This window comes from Streptomyces sp. NPDC057623 (genome assembly GCF_042800355.1).
Lineage (GTDB): Bacteria > Actinomycetota > Actinomycetes > Streptomycetales > Streptomycetaceae > Streptomyces.
In genome coordinates this window covers 264,936-284,513 of record NZ_JBHVGZ010000006.1, presented here as the reverse complement: position 1 = coordinate 284,513, position 19,578 = coordinate 264,936, and the positions used below count along the sequence as shown (strand labels likewise).

Here is a 19,578-nt window from a genome sequence, read left to right as displayed (position 1 = left end):
TTGTGATCGCCCTCTCTCTCGCCGAGATCGCAGAAGTCGTCGGCGGGCAGACGCACGACATACCGGATCCGTCCGTCCAGGTCACCGGACCGGTCGTCCGGGACTCCCGTGAGGTGGGGCCCGGCACCCTCTTCGCCGCCTTCGCCGGTGAGCGCGTGGACGGCCACGACTTCGCCCGGCAGGTCGTCGAAGCGGGGGCGGTCGCCGTACTGGCGTCGCGGCCGGTCGACGCTCCCGCGATCGTCGTGGCCGACGTCCAGACGGCGCTCGGCGCCCTCGCCCGTCATGTCGTACGACGGCTGGGTGCGACCCTCGTGGCCCTGACCGGCTCGGCGGGCAAGACCAGCACCAAGGACCTGATCGCCCAGGTGCTCCAGCGCGAGGCGCCCACGGTGTGGACGCCGGGCTCGCTCAACAACGAGATCGGGCTGCCGCTGACCGCGCTCAGTGCCACCGAGGAGACGAGGTTCCTCGTCCTGGAGATGGGCGCCCGCGGCATCGGCCACATCCGCTATCTCACCGATCTGACGCCCCCGAAGATCGGCCTCGTGCTCAACGTCGGCACCGCCCACATCGGCGAGTTCGGCGGCCGTGAGCAGATCGCGCAGGCCAAGGGCGAGTTGGTGGAGAGCCTCCCGGAGGACGGCGCGGCGATCCTCAACGCCGACGATCCCCTCGTACGGGCCATGGCATCACGTACGAAGGCGAAGGTGATCCTTTTCGGAGAGTCCGGCGAAGCGGACGTACGCGCCGAGAACGTGCGACTCACGGACACCGGACAGCCTTCCTTCATGCTTCACACACCCTCCGGGTGCAGCGATGTGACCATGCGCCTGTACGGTGAGCACCACGTGTCGAACGCGCTCGCCGCGGCCGCCGTCGCCCATGAGCTGGGCATGTCCGCGGAAGAGATCGCCACCGCGCTCTCCGAGGCGGGCTCCCTCTCCCGCTGGCGGATGGAGGTCACCGAGCGCCCGGACGGCGTGACGGTCGTCAACGACGCCTACAACGCGAACCCCGAGTCCATGCGAGCCGCTCTGCGCGCGCTCGCGGCCATGGGCAGAGGACGCCGTACGTGGGCGGTGCTCGGTGAGATGGCCGAGCTCGGGGACGAGGCGCTCGCCGAGCACGACGCGGTCGGACGGCTCGCCGTCCGGCTCAACGTCAGCAAGCTCGTCGCAGTCGGGGGCAGGGAAGCGTCCTGGCTGCAACTGGGCGCATATAACGAGGGTTCGTGGGGTGAGGAGTCGGTGCACGTGTCCGACGCACAGGCGGCGGTCGACCTGTTGCGCAGCGAGTTGCGCCCGGGGGACGTCGTACTCGTGAAGGCGTCCCGTTCGGTAGGTCTGGAGAGTGTCGCCGAGGCGCTGCTCGCGGGCGGTACCGAGGGTGAGGTTGCCGCCCGATGATGAATCAGATCCTGTTCTCAGGAGTCATTGGCCTCTTCCTGACCCTGGTCGGCACCCCGCTGCTGATCAAGCTGCTGGCCCGCAAGGGCTACGGCCAGTACATCCGTGACGACGGCCCGCGCGAGCACCACAGCAAGCGCGGTACGCCGACCATGGGCGGTATCGCCTTCATCCTGGCGACGATCGTCGCGTACTTCCTGTCCAAGCTGATCACGGGCAAGCCGCCGACCTTCTCCGGCATCCTGGTGATCGGTCTGATGGCCGGCATGGGTCTGGTCGGCTTCCTGGACGACTACATCAAGATCGTCAAGCGGCGGTCGCTGGGCCTGCGGGCCAAGGCCAAGATGGCGGGCCAGCTGCTCGGCGGTATCGCCTTCGCGGTGCTCTCGCTCCAGTTCGCGGACAACCGGGGCAACACCCCGGCCTCCACCAAGCTCTCCTTCGTGCAGGACTTCGGCTGGTCCATCGGCCCGGTGCTGTTCGTCGTCTGGGCGCTGTTCATGATCCTCGCCATGTCGAACGGCGTGAACCTGACGGACGGTCTGGACGGCCTCGCCACCGGCGCCTCCGTGCTGGTCTTCGGCGCCTACACCTTCATCGGTGTCTGGCAGTTCCAGGAGTCCTGCGCCAACGCGCAGACCCTCACCAACCCGGGCGCCTGCTACGAGGTACGCGATCCACTGGACCTCGCCGTCGTCTCCTCCGCGCTGATGGGCGCCTGCCTCGGCTTCCTGTGGTGGAACACCTCGCCGGCCAAGATCTTCATGGGGGACACCGGTTCGCTCGCCCTGGGCGGCGCGCTGGCGGGCCTCGCCATCTGCTCCCGCACCGAGCTGCTGGTCGCCCTCCTCGGCGGCCTGTTCGTGCTGATCACCATGTCGGTGGTCATCCAGGTCGGCTCCTTCCGCCTCACCGGCAAGCGCGTCTTCCGGATGGCGCCACTCCAGCACCACTTCGAACTGCAGGGCTGGTCCGAAGTACTCATCGTGGTCCGCTTCTGGATCATTCAGGGCATCTGTGTGATTGTCGGACTGGGCCTCTTCTACGCGGGATGGGCAGCGGACAAGTGACCGACTGGCAGGGGAAGAACGTCACCGTCGCGGGACTCGGTGTCTCCGGGATCCCGGCGGCCAAGGTGCTGCACGGCCTCGGCGCGAAGATCACCGTCGTCAACGACGGTGACGACGCACGCGCGCGTGCCCAGGCCGCCGAGCTGGAGGCCCTGGGCATCACCGTCCGCCTCGGCGACGGGGCGACCCTGCCCGAAGGCACCGAACTCATCGTCACCGCGCCCGGCTGGAAGCCGGACAAGCCGCTGTTCGCGGCGGCTCATGAGGCGGGCGTCCCGGTCTGGGGCGACGTCGAGCTCGCCTGGCGGCTGCGCGGTCCGGACGCCGCGCCCTGGCTCGCCGTCACCGGCACCAACGGCAAGACCACGACCGTCCAGATGCTCGCCTCCATCCTCAGGGCGGCGGGCCTGCGCACCGCCGCCGTGGGCAACATCGGCGTCTCGCTCCTCGACGCGGTGCTCGGCGAGGAGCAGTACGACGTCCTGGCCGTGGAGTTGTCCAGCTACCAGCTCCACTGGGCGCCCTCGCTGCGGGCGCACTCGGCGGCCGTGCTGAACCTCGCCCCCGACCACCTCGACTGGCACGGCTCCATGGAGGCGTACGCCGCCGACAAGGGCCGCATCTACGAGGGCAATCGCGTCGCCTGTGTCTACAACGTCGCCGACAAGGCCACCGAGGACCTGGTGCGCGACGCGGACGTCGAGGAGGGCTGCCGGGCCATCGGCTTCACCCTCGGCACCCCGGCCCCGTCCCAACTCGGCGTCGTCGAGGGGGTCCTGGTCGACCGCGCCTTCGTCGAGAACCGGCAGAAGAACGCCCAGGAGCTCGCCGAGGTCACCGACGTCAACCCGCCGGTTCCGCACAACATCGCCAACGCCCTGGCGGCGGCGGCCCTCGCCCGGGCGTACGGCGTGCCTCCCCAGGCCGTACGGGACGGCCTGCGCGCCTTCACCCCGGACGCCCACCGCATCGCGCACGTGGCGGACGTGGACGACGTCGCCTACATCGACGACTCCAAGGCCACCAACACCCACGCGGCGGAAGCCTCGTTGGCGGCCTACGAGTCCATCGTGTGGATCGCGGGCGGGCTCGCCAAGGGCGCCGTCTTCGAGGAACTGGTGACCAGGGCGGCCGAGCGGCTGCGCGGAGTCGTGCTCATCGGCGCGGATCGGGGCCTGATCCGTGAAGCCCTGGCGCGACACGCGCCGGAAGTACCCGTCGTCGACCTCGACCGGACCGACACTGGGGCGATGCTCGCGGCGGTCCGCGAAGCGCGGCGGCTCGCCCAGCCAGGCGACACGGTGCTGCTCGCCCCGGCCTGTGCCTCGATGGACATGTTCGCCAACTACAACCAGCGCGGTGACGTGTTCGCGGAGGCCGTTCGCGAACTCGGCGCGGGCGCCTGACGCCGGGTCTCGGCCACTGCGGGTGCTTCGGGACCCTTGGAGGGACGCGTGACTCGGATGTGGCCGGACGGTACGTACTCCCACGACGAGGCGGTGGGCGCCGATGCCCGGTAGCCGTACGGGACGACCCCCCGTGCAGCGGGCCGTCGGGCGCCCCGTCGCTCCTCGGCCGTCGCCGCACGACAACGCGGTACGGCGGCTCTACATCCGGCTGAACCGGGCCTGGGACCGGCCGCTGACCGCGTACTACCTGATCTTCGGCGGCAGCCTGCTGATCACCGTGCTGGGTCTGGTGATGGTCTACTCGGCCTCCCAGATCACCGCCCTGCAGATGTCGCTGCCGGGGTCGTACTTCTTCCGCAAGCAGCTGCTGGCCGCGGTGATCGGCGCCGGGCTGCTGTTCGCCGCCTCGCGGATGCCCGTGAAGCTGCACCGGGCGCTGGCCTACCCGATCCTCGCGGGCGCCGTCTTCCTGATGGCGCTCGTCCAGGTCCCCGGGATAGGAGTCGCGGTCAACGGCAACCAGAACTGGATCGCCCTCGGCGGGTCCTTCCAGATCCAGCCCAGCGAGTTCGGCAAGCTCGCGCTGGTGCTGTGGGGCGCGGACCTGATCGCCCGCAAGGAGGACCGGAAGCTGCTCACGCAGTGGAAGCACATGCTGGTGCCGCTCGTGCCGGTCGCCTTCATGCTGCTCGGGCTGATCATGCTCGGCGGTGACATGGGTACGGCGATCATCCTGTCGGCGATCCTGTTCGGCCTGCTGTGGCTGGCCGGAGCGCCGACCCGGCTGTTCGTGGGGGTCCTGTCGGTGGCCGGCCTGATCGGGCTGCTCCTGATCAAGACCAGCGAGAACCGCATGGCCCGCCTGCAGTGCCTGGGCGCCACCGAGCCCCAGGCCGGGCCCGTCGACTGCTGGCAGGCCGTGCACGGCATCTACGCGCTCGCCTCGGGCGGAATCTTCGGCTCCGGGCTCGGTGCGAGCGTGGAGAAATGGGGCCAACTCCCCGAAGCCCACACCGACTTCATCTTCGCCGTCACCGGTGAGGAACTGGGCCTGGCAGGGACGCTGTCGGTGCTCGCCCTGTTCGCGGCTCTAGGCTATGCGGGTATCCGCGTGGCCGGACGCACGGAGGACCGCTTCGTCAGGTATGCCGCGGGAGGCGTGACCACCTGGATCACCGCGCAAGCCGTGATCAACATCGGTGCGGTGCTCGGTCTGCTGCCGATCGCCGGAGTCCCCCTTCCGCTGTTCTCCTACGGAGGATCCGCCCTGCTGCCGACCATGTTCGCCATCGGGCTGTTGATCGCGTTCGCGCGCGACGAGCCCGCTGCGCGGGCAGCGCTTTCCGTGCGGCAACCCCGCTTTGGTAGAAAGCGTGCGGGAGGCGCCGGCTCTGGCCGGGCGCCTCGGAGATGGAACACGATGCGACGGCGTGCCTCGGCGGCGCGTTCGTCCGGAGAGCGGTGAATTTCGGTGCATGTCGTACTCGCCGGTGGGGGGACCGCCGGCCACATCGAGCCCGCGCTCGCCCTCGCGGACGCCCTGCGCAGGCAGGACCCGAGCGTGGGGATCACGGCCCTGGGCACGGAGCGCGGCCTGGAGACCAAGCTCGTTCCGCAGCGGGGCTATGAGCTCGCGCTCATCCCTGCCGTGCCGCTGCCCCGCAAGCCCACGCCCGAGCTGATCACCGTCCCGGGCCGACTGCGCGGCACGATCAAGGCGACCGAGCAGATCCTGGAGCGCACCAAGGCCGACGCCGTCGTCGGCTTCGGGGGCTATGTCGCGCTGCCCGGCTATCTCGCCGCCAAGCGCCTCGGTGTGCCGATCATCATCCACGAGGCCAACGCCCGCCCGGGCCTCGCGAACAAGATCGGTTCGCGGTACGCCGCCCAGGTCGCCGTCTCCACCCCGGACAGCAAGCTCCGCAACTCTCGGTACATCGGGATCCCGCTGCGCCGGACCATCGCCACCCTCGACCGGGCCGCCGTCCGCCCCGAGGCCCGCGCCGCGTTCGGCCTCGACCCGAACCTGCCCACGCTGCTGGTCTCCGGCGGCTCGCAGGGCGCCCGCCGTCTCAACGAGGTCGTCCAGCAGGTCGCGCCCTGGCTCCAGCAGGCCGGGATCCAGATCCTGCACGCGGTCGGCCCGAAGAACGAACTGCCGCAGGTGCACCAGATGCCGGGAATGCCCCCGTACATCCCGGTACCGTACGTGGATCGGATGGACCTCGCGTACGCCGCGGCCGACATGATGCTCTGCCGTGCGGGCGCGATGACCGTCGCCGAACTCTCCGCCGTCGGACTCCCGGCCGCCTACGTCCCGCTGCCCATCGGCAACGGGGAGCAGCGGCTCAACGCCCAGCCGGTGGTCAAGGCCGGCGGCGGACTGCTGGTCGACGACGCGGAACTCACGCCCGAGTGGGTGCAGCAGAACGTCCTGCCCGTGCTCGCCGACCCGCACCGGCTGTACGAGATGTCCCGTGCCGCGAGCGAGTTCGGCCGCCGGGACGCCGACGACCTGCTCGTCGGCATGGTGTACGAGGCGATCGCCTCGCATCGCCGCTAGGAACGTATGACGGAGGGCAGGGAGCGTGGCCGGACCGACCACCGCCGAGCGCGGTGAACGCCAGCAGGAGTCGTCCGACCCGCCCCTCGCCCGGCGATTGAGGCCAACTCCGAGACTTCGTACGATCATCATTCTTCTCGTTGCGCTCGTCCTCCTCGGCGCGGGCTCCGTCTGGCTGCTCTATGGCTCCAAGTGGCTGCGCGTCGAGCGGGTATCCGTCTCCGGGACCCGCGTTCTGACGCCCGCACAGGTCCAGGAGGTGGCCGACGTCCCGGTGGGCGCGCCGCTGATTTCCGTCGACACCGATGCGATTGAGGCACGACTGCGCCGGGAATTGCCCCGAATTGACGTGGTTGACGTGGTTCGCTCCTGGCCGCATGGAATCAGCCTTAAAGTGACGGAGCGTACTCCGGTTCTGATTGTCCAAAAGGACGGAAAGTTCGTCGAAGTGGACAAGGAAGGCGTCCGTTTCGCCACGGTTTCTCAGGCTCCGAAAGGCGTTCCCGCGCTGGAATTGACCGTGACCCGGTCGAGCTCCGCCGCCGCGAGTCTGCGCCGCTTCGGGGAGAGCCGTCTGGTCCGGGAAGCGGTGCGTGTCGCCGGTGCTCTTCCGGACGCCGTCACGCGTGACACCCAGGTCGTCAAGGTCCGTTCCTACGACGACATCTCGCTGGCTTTGGTGGGCGGGCGGACCGTGGCCTGGGGGAGCGGTGAGAAGGGGGGCGCGAAGGCCCGCACACTCACCGCTCTCATGAAAGCCTCGCCGGATGCGCGGTACTTCGACGTCAGCGTTCCCACCGCCCCTGCGTCAGCAGGGAGTTGACGCACATCAGCGCAGGCCAGCACCCTGGTTGGGCAGCGACACGGCTGATCACATAGGGTGAAAAGAAAAACGGGAGGTTCGGCGTGTTCGTTGAACGTGCGCCACTTGTCGACTTAGTGTCCTGTTCAGAAGACTTCAAGGAACAGACACACTGGTAACCCTAAACTTCAGGGTTAGGGTTCGGGTCGGCGCTACGGACCGTCCCATTCGGCATCAGTCGCGGTTCACGAAGCACAGCCTCTCGTGATCCGACGACCCGTAACTCGAGGCGAGAGGCCTTCGACGTGGCAGCACCGCAGAACTACCTCGCAGTCATCAAAGTCATCGGTGTCGGCGGCGGTGGTGTCAATGCCATCAACCGGATGATCGAGGTCGGTCTCAAGGGCGTCGAGTTCATCGCCATCAACACCGACGCGCAAGCTCTGTTGATGAGCGACGCCGACGTCAAGCTCGACGTCGGCCGTGAACTCACCCGCGGACTCGGCGCCGGAGCCAACCCGGCCGTCGGCCGCAAGGCCGCCGAGGACCACCGCGAGGAGATCGAAGAGGTCCTCAAGGGGGCCGACATGGTCTTCGTGACGGCCGGTGAAGGCGGCGGCACCGGCACCGGCGGCGCGCCGGTCGTGGCCAACATCGCCCGCTCGCTCGGCGCCCTCACCATCGGTGTGGTCACCCGCCCGTTCACCTTCGAGGGACGGCGCCGGGCCAACCAGGCCGAGGACGGCATCGCCGAACTCCGCGAAGAGGTCGACACCCTCATCGTCATCCCGAACGACCGGCTGCTGTCCATCTCGGACCGCCAGGTCTCGGTGCTCGACGCGTTCAAGTCGGCCGACCAGGTCCTGCTCTCCGGTGTCCAGGGCATCACCGACCTCATCACCACCCCGGGTCTGATCAACCTCGACTTCGCCGACGTCAAGTCGGTCATGTCCGAGGCCGGTTCGGCCCTCATGGGCATCGGCTCGGCCCGCGGGGACGACCGCGCGGTGGCCGCGGCCGAGATGGCGATCTCCTCGCCGCTGCTCGAGGCGTCCATCGACGGCGCCCGGGGCGTGCTGCTCTCCATCTCCGGTGGCTCCGACCTCGGCCTGTTCGAGATCAACGAGGCCGCCCAGCTGGTCAGCGAGGCCGCCCACCCCGAGGCCAACATCATCTTCGGCGCGGTCATCGACGACGCCCTCGGCGACGAGGTCCGGGTCACCGTGATCGCGGCCGGCTTCGACGGAGGCCAGCCGCCGGCCCGCCGGGACAACGTCCTCGGCTCGACCTCGTCCTCCTCTTCCTCGTCCCCGGCCCGCCGCGAGGAGCCCACTCCGGTACGGCAGGCCGAGAGCCGCCCGTCCTTCGGCTCGCTCGGCAGTGTCACGCCGAAGGAGGAGCCCGAGCCCACGTCGCCGGAGCCGGTGAACGACATCCCGGTCGCCCCGCCGGTCCCGCCGTCCCGGACCTACGCCGACAGTGCGGCGGAGGAGCTGGACGTCCCGGACTTCCTTAAGTGATCCTTCTGCCGTGATAGGACAGCGCGACACCGTGAGCGGCGCGCACTTCGCCTTCACCGACCGGTGGGGTGGGGTGAGCGCCGCTCCGTATGAGCAGCTCAATCTCGGCGGCGCGGTCGGCGACGACCCCGAAGCCGTACTGACCAACCGCGAGCTCGCCGCCAAGTCCCTCGGGCTCGGGCCGGGCGAGGTCGTCTGGATGAACCAGGTGCACGGGGCCGACGTCGTCGAGGTCGACGGGCCATGGCGCGACCGTCCGGTTCCCGACGTCGACGCGATCGTCACGGCACAGCGAGGTCTCGCCCTCGCCGTCCTCACCGCCGACTGCGTGCCGGTCCTGCTGGCCGACCCGGTCGCCGGGATCGCCGGAGCGGCCCACGCGGGGCGCCCCGGCATGATCGCCGGGGTCGTCCCGGCCGTGCTACGCGCGATGACGGACCTGGGCGCCGAGCCGTCCCGGATCGTCGTCCGCACCGGCCCCGCCGTCTGCGGACGGTGTTACGAGGTGCCGGAGGCGATGCGCGCCGAGGTGTCCGCCGTGGAGCCGACGGCGCACGCCGAGACGAGTTGGGGGACGCCCGCGGTGGACGTGGCCGCCGGCGTGCACGCCCAGCTCGGGCGCCTCGGGGTGCGCGACCGGGAGCAGTCGCCGGTCTGCACGCTGGAGTCGGACGACCACTTCTCGTACCGCCGCGACCGCACCACGGGTCGGCTCGCGGGCTATGTATGGCTGGACTGAATGGACATGACGGACCGTAAGGACGAACTCGCCGCGAACCTGGCGAAGGTGGAGGACCGCATCGCCGCGGCCTGCGCGGCCGCCGGGCGCGCACGCGAGGAGGTGACCTTGATCGTGGTCACCAAGACGTACCCCGCGAGCGATGTGCGGATGCTGTCGGAACTAGGTGTGCGCCATGTCGCCGAGAACCGCGACCAGGACGCGGCCCCGAAGGCTGCCGAATGCTCGGATCTGCCCCTTGCATGGCATTTTGTCGGCCAGTTGCAGACCAACAAGGTGCGATCTGTGGTCGGTTACGCGGATCTCGTGCAGTCCGTCGATCGTTCCAAGCTGGTGACGGCCCTCTCGAAGGAGGCTGTACGGCAGGAGCGTGAGGTCGGCTGCCTCATCCAGGTGGCGCTGGACGCGGGAGAGGGTGCGAGGGGAGAGAGGGGTGGTGTGGCGCCGGGCGGGATCGAAGAGTTGGCCGTCCTCGTCGCGAAGGCCCCGGGGCTCCGCTTCGACGGACTCATGACCGTCGCCCCGCTCAGCGGGGAGTACGAGGGGCGCCAGCAGGCGGCGTTCGAGCGGTTGATGGATTTGTCGACCGACCTGCGGCAGGCCCATCCGGCTGCGAACATGGTCTCGGCAGGGATGAGTGCAGACCTCGAAGAGGCCGTGGCGGCCGGTGCGACACATGTGCGCGTCGGCACTGCGGTACTCGGAGTCCGCCCCAGGCTCGGGTAACGTCGCCAGGAAGTCGGACCACAGCAGAAAATATGGTCAATGTCGCCGGAAGGCGGGCGTAACGACCGCGTGGATCGCGGGCACTTGGCAGTCGATCCACCACAGAGCGGAGGACTCAGAGCATGGCCGGCGCGATGCGCAAGATGGCGGTCTACCTCGGCCTCGTGGAGGACGATGGGTACGACGGCCGGGGGTTCGACCCCGACGACGACTTCGAGCCCGAACTGGACCCGGAGCCCGAGCGGGACCACCGACGGCATGAGCCGTCCCACCAGTCCCACAGTGCACATTCGTCCCAAAGGGACGAAGAGGTGCGAATCGTGCAGCCGCCCGCGCCGCGTGAACCCGTGGCCCGATCGACTTCGCTACCCGCGGAATCCGGCCGCCCGGCGCGCATCGCGCCCGTGGCGTCCATCACACAAGAACGCGCAAGCCTGGAGAAGAACGCACCGGTGATCATGCCCAAGGTCGTGTCGGAACGAGAGCCGTACCGGATCACCACACTTCACCCGCGGACCTACAACGAGGCCCGTACCATCGGGGAACACTTCCGTGAAGGCACCCCGGTGATCATGAATCTGACTGAGATGGATGACACAGACGCGAAGCGACTTGTCGACTTTGCGGCTGGTTTGGTGTTTGGTCTTCACGGCAGCATCGAGCGGGTGACGCAGAAGGTGTTCCTGTTGTCGCCTGCTAACGTCGATGTCACGGCGGAGGACAAGGCCCGTATCGCAGAGGGCGGGTTCTTCAACCAGAGCTGAGACGCACCACCGGGGACACCCGCACGGAACAGGGAACAGGGGAGAGGGAAGCACCAGTCATGAGCGTGGTCTTGCAGGTTCTCTACATCGCGCTGATGGTCTTCCTCATCGTGCTCATCTTCCGGTTGGTCATGGACTACGTCTTCCAGTTCGCCCGCTCGTGGCAACCCGGCAAGGCGATGGTGGTCGTTCTGGAGGCCACCTACACTGTCACTGATCCACCGCTCAAGCTTCTGCGGCGGGTCATCCCGCCGCTGCGTCTCGGGGGCGTGGCGCTCGACCTGTCCTTCTTCGTACTGATGATCATCGTCTACATCCTGATCACGCTCGTGCGGAGCGCGATGTGAGCGATGTGACAGATACGGTCTTGCCGACTGCCGACGACAACGTTGAGGTGAAGAGATGCCGTTGACCCCCGAGGACGTGCGGAACAAGCAGTTCACGACCGTCCGCCTCCGAGAAGGCTATGACGAGGACGAGGTCGATGCCTTCCTCGATGAGGTCGAAGCCGAACTGACGCGACTGCTCCGCGAGAACGAGGACCTGCGCGCCAAGCTGGCCGCGGCCACGCGTGCTGCTGCTCAGAACCAGCAGAACATGCGCAAGCCCCCGGAGGGTCCCGGCGGTCCGCAGGACCAGCAGCAGGGCGGCATGCCTCAGCAGGGCGGAATGCCCCAGCAAGGCGGTATGCCCCAGCAGGGCATGCGCGGTCCCGGGGCTCCTGTACCCGCCGGCATATCGGGCCCGCCGCAGCAGCAGATGGGTGGCCCCATGGGAGGCCCGCCCCAGCTGCCCAGCGGTGCTCCGCAGCTGCCCGCCGGTCCCGGCGGTCAGGGTGGCCCGCAGGGTCCCGGTCCGATGGGCCAGGGTCCAGGGCCGATGGGCCAGCCCCCGATGCAGCAGCAGATGGGTGGCCCGATGGGCGGTCCTATGGGTGGCCCCGGCCCCATGGGCGGCCCGGGTCAGGGCGGCCCCGGTGGCGACAGCGCCGCCCGTGTCCTCTCGCTGGCCCAGCAGACCGCCGACCAGGCGATCGCCGAGGCTCGTTCCGAGGCCAACAAGATCGTCGGCGAGGCGCGTTCGCGTGCCGAGGGTCTTGAGCGTGACGCCCGTGCCAAGGCGGACGCCCTGGAGCGGGACGCGCAGGAGAAGCACCGCGTCGCGATGGGCTCCCTGGAGTCCGCCCGCGCCACGCTGGAGCGCAAGGTCGAGGACCTGCGTGGCTTCGAGCGCGAGTACCGCACGCGGCTGAAGTCCTACCTCGAGTCGCAGCTGCGCCAGCTGGAGACCCAGGCGGACGACTCGCTCGCCCCGCCGCGGAACCCGGCCGCAGCGTCGCTTCCGCCGTCCCCGGCGCCCTCCATGGCACCGGCCGGCGCGAGCGCCCCGTCGTACGGCGGCAACCAGACGATGGGCGGCGCCCCGTCTCCGGCTGCTCCGTCCTACGGCGGTCAGCAGCAGATGTCCCCGGCGATGACCCAGCCGATGGCTCCGGTCCGGCCGCAGGGTCCGGGTCCCATGGGCCAGGCCCCGTCGCCGATGCGCGGGTTCCTCATCGACGAGGACGACAACTGACGGTTGGTAGTACGCCGTAGGCGTCGGCAGCGTTCAGGGCGGGGCCCCGGATTTTGATCCGGGGCCCCGCCCTTTTGCTACGCGTGTTCACGGGGTTTGCGGTGTTTGTTCGGCAGTTGGGTGCGGTGTCCGACGTACACAACGCCGAAGGCCCGGGACCACCAAGATTCTTTGGGGGTCCCGGGCCTTCGGATGTCCGGACGGGTCTCGCTACACCTTGCGCAGGCGGAACGTCAGGGTCAGACCCTCGTCCTCGAACGGGGAGCCGTAGCTGTCGTCCGCCCCGCCCTGGGCGAAGTCCGTCGCGAGGACCTCGTCGGCGATGAGCTCGGCGTGCTCGCCCAGCGCCGCGACCGTCGCGGCGTCCGTGGCGGTCCAGCGCAGGGCGATCCGGTCGGCCACGTCGAGACCACTGTTCTTGCGGGCCTCCTGGATCAGGCGGATCGCGTCACGGGCCAGGCCCGCGCGGCGCAGCTCCTCCGTGATCTCCAGGTCCAGGGCGACCGTCGCGCCCGAGTCGGACGCCACCGACCAGCCCTCGCGCGGGGTCTCCGTGATGATCACCTCGTCCGGAGCGAGGCTGACGGTCTCGCCGTCGACTTCCACCGACGCCGTGCCCTGGCGCAGGGCCAGGGACAGTGCCGCCGCGTCCGCGTTCGCGACGGCCTTCGCCACGTCCTGGACACGCTTGCCGAAACGCTTGCCCAGGGCGCGGAAGTTGGCCTTGGCGGTGGTGTCCACCAGGCTGCCGCCGACCTCGGAGAGGGACGCCAGGGACTCGACGTTCAGCTCCTCCGTGATCTGCGCGTGCAGTTCGGGGTTGAGCGCCTCGAAGCCGGTCGCCGCCACCAGCGCGCGCTTCAGCGGCTGGCGGGTCTTCACGCCCGACTCCGCGCGCGTGGCACGGCCCAGCTCGACCAGTCGGCGGACCAGGACCATCTGCCTGGACAGCTCCGGGTCGATCGCCGACAGGTCCGCCTCCGGCCAGGACGCCAGATGCACCGACTCCGGCGCGTCCGGGGTCACCGGCACGATCAGGTCCTGCCAGACCCGCTCGGTGATGAACGGGGTCAGCGGGGCCATCAGCTTCGTGACCGTCTCGACGACCTCGTGCAGGGTGCGCAGCGCCGCCTTGTCGCCCTGCCAGAAGCGGCGCCGCGAGCGGCGGACGTACCAGTTGGACAGGTCGTCGACGAACGCCGAGAGCAGCTTTCCGGCGCGCTGGGTGTCGTACGCCTCCAGGGACTGGGTCACCTGGTCGGTCAGCGCGTGCAGCTCGGAGAGCAGCCAGCGGTCCAGGACCGGGCGGTCGGCCGGGGCCGGGTCCGCGGCGGACGGCGCCCAGTTCGAGGTGCGGGCGTACAGGGCCTGGAAGGCGACGGTGTTCCAGTAGGTGAGCAGGGTCTTGCGCACCACCTCCTGGATCGTGCCGTGGCCCACGCGGCGTGCCGCCCACGGGGAACCGCCGGCCGCCATGAACCAGCGCACCGCGTCGGCGCCGTGCCGGTCCATCAGCGGGATCGGGTCCAGGGTGTTGCCCAGGTGCTTGGACATCTTGCGGCCGTCCTCGGCGAGGATGTGGCCGAGGCAGACGACGTTCTCGTACGACGACTTGTCGAAGACGAGCGTGCCGACCGCCATCAGCGTGTAGAACCAGCCGCGGGTCTGGTCGATGGCCTCGCTGATGAACTGCGCCGGGTAGCGGCTCTCGAAGAGCTCCTTGTTCTTGTGCGGGTAGCCCCACTGCGCGAACGGCATCGAGCCCGAGTCGTACCAGGCGTCGATGACCTCCGGCACGCGCGTGGCCGTCTTGCCGCAGCCGTCCTTCTGGCAGGCGAACGTGACGTCGTCGATGAACGGACGGTGCGGGTCCAGCTCGGACTGGTCGGCGCCCGTCAGCTCGGACAGCTCCGCGCGGGAGCCGACGCAGGTGAGGTGGTCGTCCTCGCAGCGCCAGATCGGCAGCGGGGTGCCCCAGTAGCGGTTGCGGGACAGCGCCCAGTCGATGTTGTTGTTCAGCCAGTCTCCGAAGCGGCCGTGCTTGACCGTGTCGGGGAACCAGTTGGTGTTCTCGTTCTCCTGGAGGAGACGGTCCTTGACGGCCGTGGTGCGGATGTACCAGGAGGGCTGCGCGTAGTAGAGGAGCGCGGTGTGACAGCGCCAGCAGTGGGGGTAGCTGTGCTCGTACGGGATGTGCTTGAAGAGCCGGCCGCGCTGCTGGAGGTCCTCGGTGAGCTTTTCGTCCGCCTTCTTGAAGAAGACGCCGCCGACCAGTGGGACGTCCTCCTCGAAGGTGCCGTCCGCGCGGACGGGGTTGACGACGGGCAGGCCGTACGCGCGGCAGACCTTGAGGTCGTCCTCACCGAAGGCGGGGGACTGGTGGACCAGACCCGTACCGTCCTCGGTCGTGACGTACTCGGCGTTGACCACGTAGTGGGCCGGCTCCGGGAACTCGACCAGCTCGAACGGGCGCTGATACGTCCAGCGCTCCATCTCGGCGCCGGTGAAGGTCTGGCCGGTGGCCTCCCAGCCCTCGCCGAGGGCCTTGGCGACGAGCGGTTCGGCGACGACGAGCTTCTCCTCGCCGTCCGTCGCGACGACATAGGTGACGTCCGGGTGCGCGGCCACGGCCGTGTTGGAGACGAGGGTCCAGGGTGTGGTCGTCCACACCAGGAGCGCGGCCTCGCCGGCGAGCGGACCGGAGGTGAGCGGGAAACGGACGTACACCGAGGGGTCGACGACCGTCTCGTAGCCCTGCGCCAGCTCGTGGTCGGACAGGCCGGTGCCGCAGCGCGGGCACCAGGGGGCGACGCGGTGGTCCTGGACCAGCAGGCCCTTGTTGAAGATCTCCTTGAGCGACCACCAGACGGACTCGATGTACTCGGGTTCCATCGTGACGTAGGCGTCGTCCAGGTCGACCCAGTAGCCCATGCGGGTCGTCAGGTCGGAGAAGGCGTCGGTGTGGCGCAGCACGGACTCGCGGCACTTGTCGTTGAACTCGGCGATGCCGTACGCCTCGATGTCCTTCTTGCCGGCGAAGCCGAGCTCCTTCTCGACCGCCAGCTCCACCGGGAGGCCGTGGCAGTCCCAGCCGGCCTTGCGCGCCACGTGGTAGCCGCGCATGGTGCGGAAGCGGGGGAAGACGTCCTTGAAAACGCGGGCCTCGATGTGGTGGGCGCCGGGCATGCCGTTGGCGGTGGGCGGGCCCTCGTAGAACACCCACTCGGGGCGGCCCTCGGACTGCTCCAGGCTCTTGGCGAAGATCTTCTGCTCGCGCCAGAAGTCGAGCATCGCGTGCTCGAGCGCGGGCAGGTCGACCTGGGCGGGTACCTGGCGGTACGTCGGCGTTGTCATCAGCGGGCTTCCTCCGGCGGACTTGCTGCCTTCCGTCCGGAGGGACGAGAGCCGTGTCTTTCCGTACGCCGGTGTCGGCGCGCTCCCGCGGTACCACCCTCCTTGGCCCTCCGACGCGGAGTGTGCGTCGGCGAGCCCCCTCATTGGGGTCGCGATGCCGGTTCTACTCGCCTCGCTGGGCTTTCCTCCGGCGGCTCCGGGGTGATCTTCACGTCGCGCTCGCCCCCGGGCTTCCACCGTCCCCGGGTCGCTCTGGGCTGCGTACGTCGCTACTCGTCCCCATCCACGCTTTTCGCTCCGCCCAGTGTACGGCGCCGCGGGGACAGTGGCCGACAGGATTTTCCGGCAGCGGGGGCGGCCGCGTCGTACCGGCCGGGGTGACCCGAATGGAGCGGTACGCGTGTTCGGATTCTGGGACGTCCGGCTCGATTGCATACCCGGCGGGGAGCTGGGCACAACGGTTGCAGGTCGGCCGCGCCGCATGCGCGAGGCGGGCGAATCGGGCGGTGTGCCCCGTTGCCGCGGGACTCAAGTCGATTTATCGTCCCAGCACGATTCGCGAGCAAGATCACAATATGTGAAGGGGCCGCGGCATGGTGGCGAAGAAGACCGCCGTACAGCAGTCGGCGTCGAGCAGATCCATCCATGCGGGTGCCTCCGGCGGAGCGGCCAAGGACGTGGGTGGGAGGAAGAGCGCGCAAGGGGGTGGCGCGGGGGCGCGGGACGGGAAGCCGGTGAAGTCGGTGCGGGGGGCTGTCGGGGGCGGGGCGGTGTCGGAGGCGGCCTCGACGGCGAAGGGGCGGGGCTCGAAGGGGCGGGCGGACGAGGCAGCGCCGGAGGACGCCATGAAGAAGGCCGATGGGAAGACGGCATCACCCAAGGCGCCGGGCAGGACGGCGACACCCAAGGCGGGTGGCGCGAAGGCGGCCGTGTCGAAGACCGCCGCCAAGAAGGGCGCCGACGACAGGACCGCGGCGAAGAAGGCGGTGGCCAGGAAGAGCACTGCCCGGGGCAAGGCGGCCAGGGCGGGGGCCGCGGAAGCGGCGCCGCCGGCCAAGGCCGCGGCCAGGACGTCCGTAGCTGAGGAAGACGCCCCAACGAAGGGCGCGACCCGGGAAGGCGCGGCCAGGGGGAGCGCTGCCGGGAAGGCGGCCGTGAAGGTGGCCGTCGGGAAGGACGCCGCTGGTCAGAAGGCTTCCCGGAAGAAGGGGGCTGGTGGGGACGTGGGCGCCGAGGAGGGCGCCGGTGCGAAGAAGGGCACCGCCAGGAAGAGCGCCGCCGTGAAGGGTGCGGCCGCGAAGGGGACGGCCAAGGAGCGCGCGGCCAGGTCGTCCGCGGTCGAGGAGAGCGCGGACGCGGTTGCGGAGCGGGCGGCCGGGAAGAGTGTGGGCGCCAAGAGCAGGGCCAAGAAGGCGGGCGCGGCGCAGGCCGCGGAGCAGACGGGAGCCACGACGGTGGTTGCGAAGAAGACTCCTGGCACGGCCACGGCGGCCAAGACCGCCCTTCCCAAGGCGCGCATCGCCGGGGCGGAGCCCGGCGAGCTCGCGGTACGCCCCGGCGAGGACCCCTGGACCCCAGAGGAGGTCGAGGAGGCACGGGCCGAGCTGATGGCCGAGGACCGGCGGCTGAGCGACGAGATCACGTCGTCCGAGCAGTCCCTCGTCGGTCTGATGCGGGACTCCGGGGACGGCGCCGGCGACGACCAGGCGGACACCGGCGCCAAGAACATCACACGCGAGCACGAGCTGGCGCTGGCCGCCAACGCGCGCGAGATGCTCATCCAGACCGAGCGCGCCCTGGAGCGGCTCGACGCGGGCACGTACGGCCTGTGCGAGAACTGCGGCAACCCGATCGGCAAGGCGCGGATGCAGGCCTTCCCGCGCGCGACCCTGTGCGTGGAGTGCAAGCAGAAGCAGGAGCGCCGGTACTGACCGGTAGGCGGGTGCCGCTGGACGTGTCGTACTCTCGTCCTCAGTCAGGTACCTAGGTTGAGGGACTCACGTGGCAGAGGCGGAGCGCATCATCGGTACGCCGGATACCCCAGAGGCGGCGGGAGCCGAGCCGGAGCAGGCCGACGAGGGCGTGAAGGACACCGCGGGCGAGCGGCCCCGGGGCAAGCGCCGGATCGCGGTGCTGTTCGGCGTCGCCGCGTTCGCGTACGCCCTCGACCTGGTCAGCAAGATGATCGTGGTCGCCAAGCTGGAGCACCACCCGCCGATCGAGATCATCGGTGACTGGCTGCAGTTCGAGGCGATCCGCAACGCGGGCGCGGCCTTCGGCGTCGGCGAGGCCTTCACCGTGATCTTCACGGTGATCGCGGCGGCCGTGATCGTGGTGATCGCCCGGCTCGCCCGCAAGCTCTACAGCCTGCCCTGGGCGATCGCGCTCGGCCTGCTGCTCGGCGGTGCGCTGGGCAACCTCACCGACCGCATCTTCCGTTCGCCGGGCGTCTTCGAGGGCGCGGTGGTGGACTTCATCGCGCCCAAGCACTTCGCCGTGTTCAACCTGGCCGACTCGGCGATCGTGTGCGGCGGCATCCTGATCGTGCTGCTGTCGTTCCGCGGTCTGGACCCCGACGGAACCGTGCACAAGGACTGAGCACCGGAGTTATCCACAGGCTCCGTACGGGGGTGTCGGCCCGGTCCGGCATACTCGTCGGGTGAGCACGATTCCCGAGATCCGTACCCTGCCCGTGCCCGACGGCCTGGAGGGCGAGCGCGTCGACGCCGCCATCTCCCGCATGTTCGGCTTCTCCCGTACGAAGGCGGCCGAGCTTGCCGCGGCGGGGAAGGTCACGGTCGACGGGTCGGTGGTCGGGAAGTCCGAGCGGGTGCACGGCGGGGCCTGGCTGGAGGTCGAGATGCCGCAGGCCCCCGCGCCGGTGCAGATCGTCGCCGAGCCGGTCGAGGGCATGGAGATCGTGCACGACGACGATGACGTGGTCGTGATCGTCAAGCCGGTGGGCGTTGCCGCTCATCCGTCGCCGGGCTGGTCCGGCCCGACCGTCATCGGTGGGCTCGCCGCCGCCGGGTACCGGATCTCGACGTCCGGCGCCGCCGAGCGGCAGGGCATCGTGCACCGGCTCGACGTGGGCACCTCGGGGCTGATGGCCGTGGCCAAGTCGGAGCGGGCGTACACCTCGCTCAAGCGCCAGTTCAAGGAGCGCACGGTCGACAAGCGGTACCACACGCTGGTCCAGGGCCACCCCGACCCGACCAGCGGCACCATCGACGCGCCCATCGGCCGCCACCCCCACCACGACTACAAGTGGGCGGTCACGGCCGAGGGCAAGCCGTCGGTCACGCACTACGACCTGATCGAGGCGTTCCGCGCGGCCTCCCTGCTCGACGTGAAGCTGGAGACCGGCCGCACTCACCAGATCCGCGTCCACATGGCCGCGCACCGGCACCCCTGCGTCGGCGACCTGACGTACGGCGCCGACCCCACGCTCGCGAAGCGGCTGCACCTGACCCGTCAGTGGCTGCACGCCGTGCGGCTCGGCTTCGAGCACCCGGGGGACGGGCGGTGGGCCGAGTTCGAGAGCGACTACCCGGCCGACCTGCAGAAGGCCCTGGACCAGGTCCGTGAGGAGACGTACGGGTGAGTCTGCCGTCGCCGTCGCCGTCGTACGCGGTGCGGGTCGCCGA

At 69.7% G+C, this 19,578-nt stretch carries 16 protein-coding genes; 15 read left to right on the top strand and 1 reads right to left on the bottom strand.

Annotation, left to right across the window (positions count from 1 at the left end; all coding sequences use genetic code 11):
- Positions 1–2 precede the first annotated feature (2 nt).
- The 12 genes from murF (at position 3) to ACFU95_RS09790 (ending at position 12,577) form a co-directional block, all read left to right on the top strand.
- Positions 3–1,409, top strand: coding sequence for a UDP-N-acetylmuramoyl-tripeptide--D-alanyl-D-alanine ligase (gene murF / locus ACFU95_RS09845; RefSeq protein WP_383824306.1), 1,407 nt, complete (start codon positions 3–5; stop codon positions 1,407–1,409).
- Positions 1,406–2,479: a phospho-N-acetylmuramoyl-pentapeptide-transferase gene (gene mraY, locus ACFU95_RS09840; protein ID WP_048583442.1), complete on the top strand. Its 1,074-nt coding sequence runs from the start codon at positions 1,406–1,408 to the stop codon at positions 2,477–2,479. The genes murF and mraY overlap by 4 nt, the downstream gene beginning before the upstream one ends.
- On the top strand, positions 2,461–3,885 hold the full coding sequence (gene murD / locus ACFU95_RS09835) for a UDP-N-acetylmuramoyl-L-alanine--D-glutamate ligase (protein ID WP_383824302.1): 1,425 nt from the start codon (positions 2,461–2,463) through the stop codon (positions 3,883–3,885). Before mraY ends, murD begins: the two co-directional genes overlap by 19 nt.
- A 103-nt stretch (positions 3,886–3,988) precedes the next feature.
- Complete coding sequence (gene ftsW / locus ACFU95_RS09830; RefSeq protein WP_383824299.1) at positions 3,989–5,353, top strand: putative lipid II flippase FtsW; 1,365 nt, start codon at positions 3,989–3,991, stop codon at positions 5,351–5,353.
- A gap of 6 nt (positions 5,354–5,359) precedes the next feature.
- Positions 5,360–6,451, top strand: coding sequence for an undecaprenyldiphospho-muramoylpentapeptide beta-N-acetylglucosaminyltransferase (gene murG / locus ACFU95_RS09825; protein WP_370256707.1), 1,092 nt, complete (start codon positions 5,360–5,362; stop codon positions 6,449–6,451).
- 25 nt (positions 6,452–6,476) lie between these two features.
- Positions 6,477–7,274 carry a cell division protein FtsQ/DivIB gene (locus tag ACFU95_RS09820; protein ID WP_383824296.1) on the top strand — a complete coding sequence of 266 codons (798 nt, stop codon included), beginning with the start codon at positions 6,477–6,479 and terminating at the stop codon, positions 7,272–7,274.
- Between the two features lie 284 nt (positions 7,275–7,558).
- Positions 7,559–8,773, top strand: a complete 1,215-nt coding sequence (gene ftsZ, locus ACFU95_RS09815; protein ID WP_383824293.1) for a cell division protein FtsZ — start codon at positions 7,559–7,561, stop codon at positions 8,771–8,773.
- 10 nt (positions 8,774–8,783) lie between these two features.
- On the top strand, positions 8,784–9,512 hold the full coding sequence (gene pgeF / locus ACFU95_RS09810) for a peptidoglycan editing factor PgeF (RefSeq protein ID WP_383824290.1): 729 nt from the start codon (positions 8,784–8,786) through the stop codon (positions 9,510–9,512).
- Positions 9,513–9,518: 6 nt separating this feature from the next.
- Positions 9,519–10,238, top strand: coding sequence for a YggS family pyridoxal phosphate-dependent enzyme (locus ACFU95_RS09805; protein ID WP_383824287.1), 720 nt, complete (start codon positions 9,519–9,521; stop codon positions 10,236–10,238).
- Positions 10,239–10,360: 122 nt separating this feature from the next.
- Complete coding sequence (locus ACFU95_RS09800) at positions 10,361–11,002, top strand: cell division protein SepF (protein ID WP_328428365.1); 642 nt, start codon at positions 10,361–10,363, stop codon at positions 11,000–11,002.
- Positions 11,003–11,061: 59 nt separating this feature from the next.
- Positions 11,062–11,349, top strand: a complete 288-nt coding sequence (locus ACFU95_RS09795; protein ID WP_004001943.1) for a YggT family protein — start codon at positions 11,062–11,064, stop codon at positions 11,347–11,349.
- Between the two features lie 55 nt (positions 11,350–11,404).
- The gene (locus tag ACFU95_RS09790) at positions 11,405–12,577 is read left to right on the top strand and encodes a DivIVA domain-containing protein (protein WP_383824284.1); all 1,173 of its coding nucleotides are present in this window, start codon (positions 11,405–11,407) and stop codon (positions 12,575–12,577) included.
- 210 nt (positions 12,578–12,787) lie between these two features.
- Here the strand turns inward: ACFU95_RS09790 and ileS are convergent, their stop codons facing one another.
- On the bottom strand, positions 12,788–15,931 hold the full coding sequence (ileS, locus tag ACFU95_RS09785) for an isoleucine--tRNA ligase (protein WP_383824281.1): 3,144 nt from the start codon (positions 15,929–15,931) through the stop codon (positions 12,788–12,790).
- A gap of 593 nt (positions 15,932–16,524) precedes the next feature.
- On the opposite strand from ileS, the gene ACFU95_RS09780 reads away from it, so the two are divergent.
- From ACFU95_RS09780 to ACFU95_RS09770, 3 genes are all read left to right on the top strand, one after another.
- A complete protein-coding gene (locus tag ACFU95_RS09780) occupies positions 16,525–17,862 on the top strand; it encodes a TraR/DksA C4-type zinc finger protein (protein ID WP_383824278.1) in 1,338 nt (445 codons plus the stop codon).
- Between the two features lie 70 nt (positions 17,863–17,932).
- Entirely contained in the window at positions 17,933–18,529 is a 597-nt protein-coding gene (lspA, locus tag ACFU95_RS09775) for a signal peptidase II (RefSeq protein ID WP_383824275.1), read from the top strand.
- A gap of 61 nt (positions 18,530–18,590) precedes the next feature.
- On the top strand, positions 18,591–19,535 hold the full coding sequence (locus tag ACFU95_RS09770; RefSeq protein ID WP_383824272.1) for an RluA family pseudouridine synthase: 945 nt from the start codon (positions 18,591–18,593) through the stop codon (positions 19,533–19,535).
- Positions 19,536–19,578: the final 43 nt, after the last annotated feature.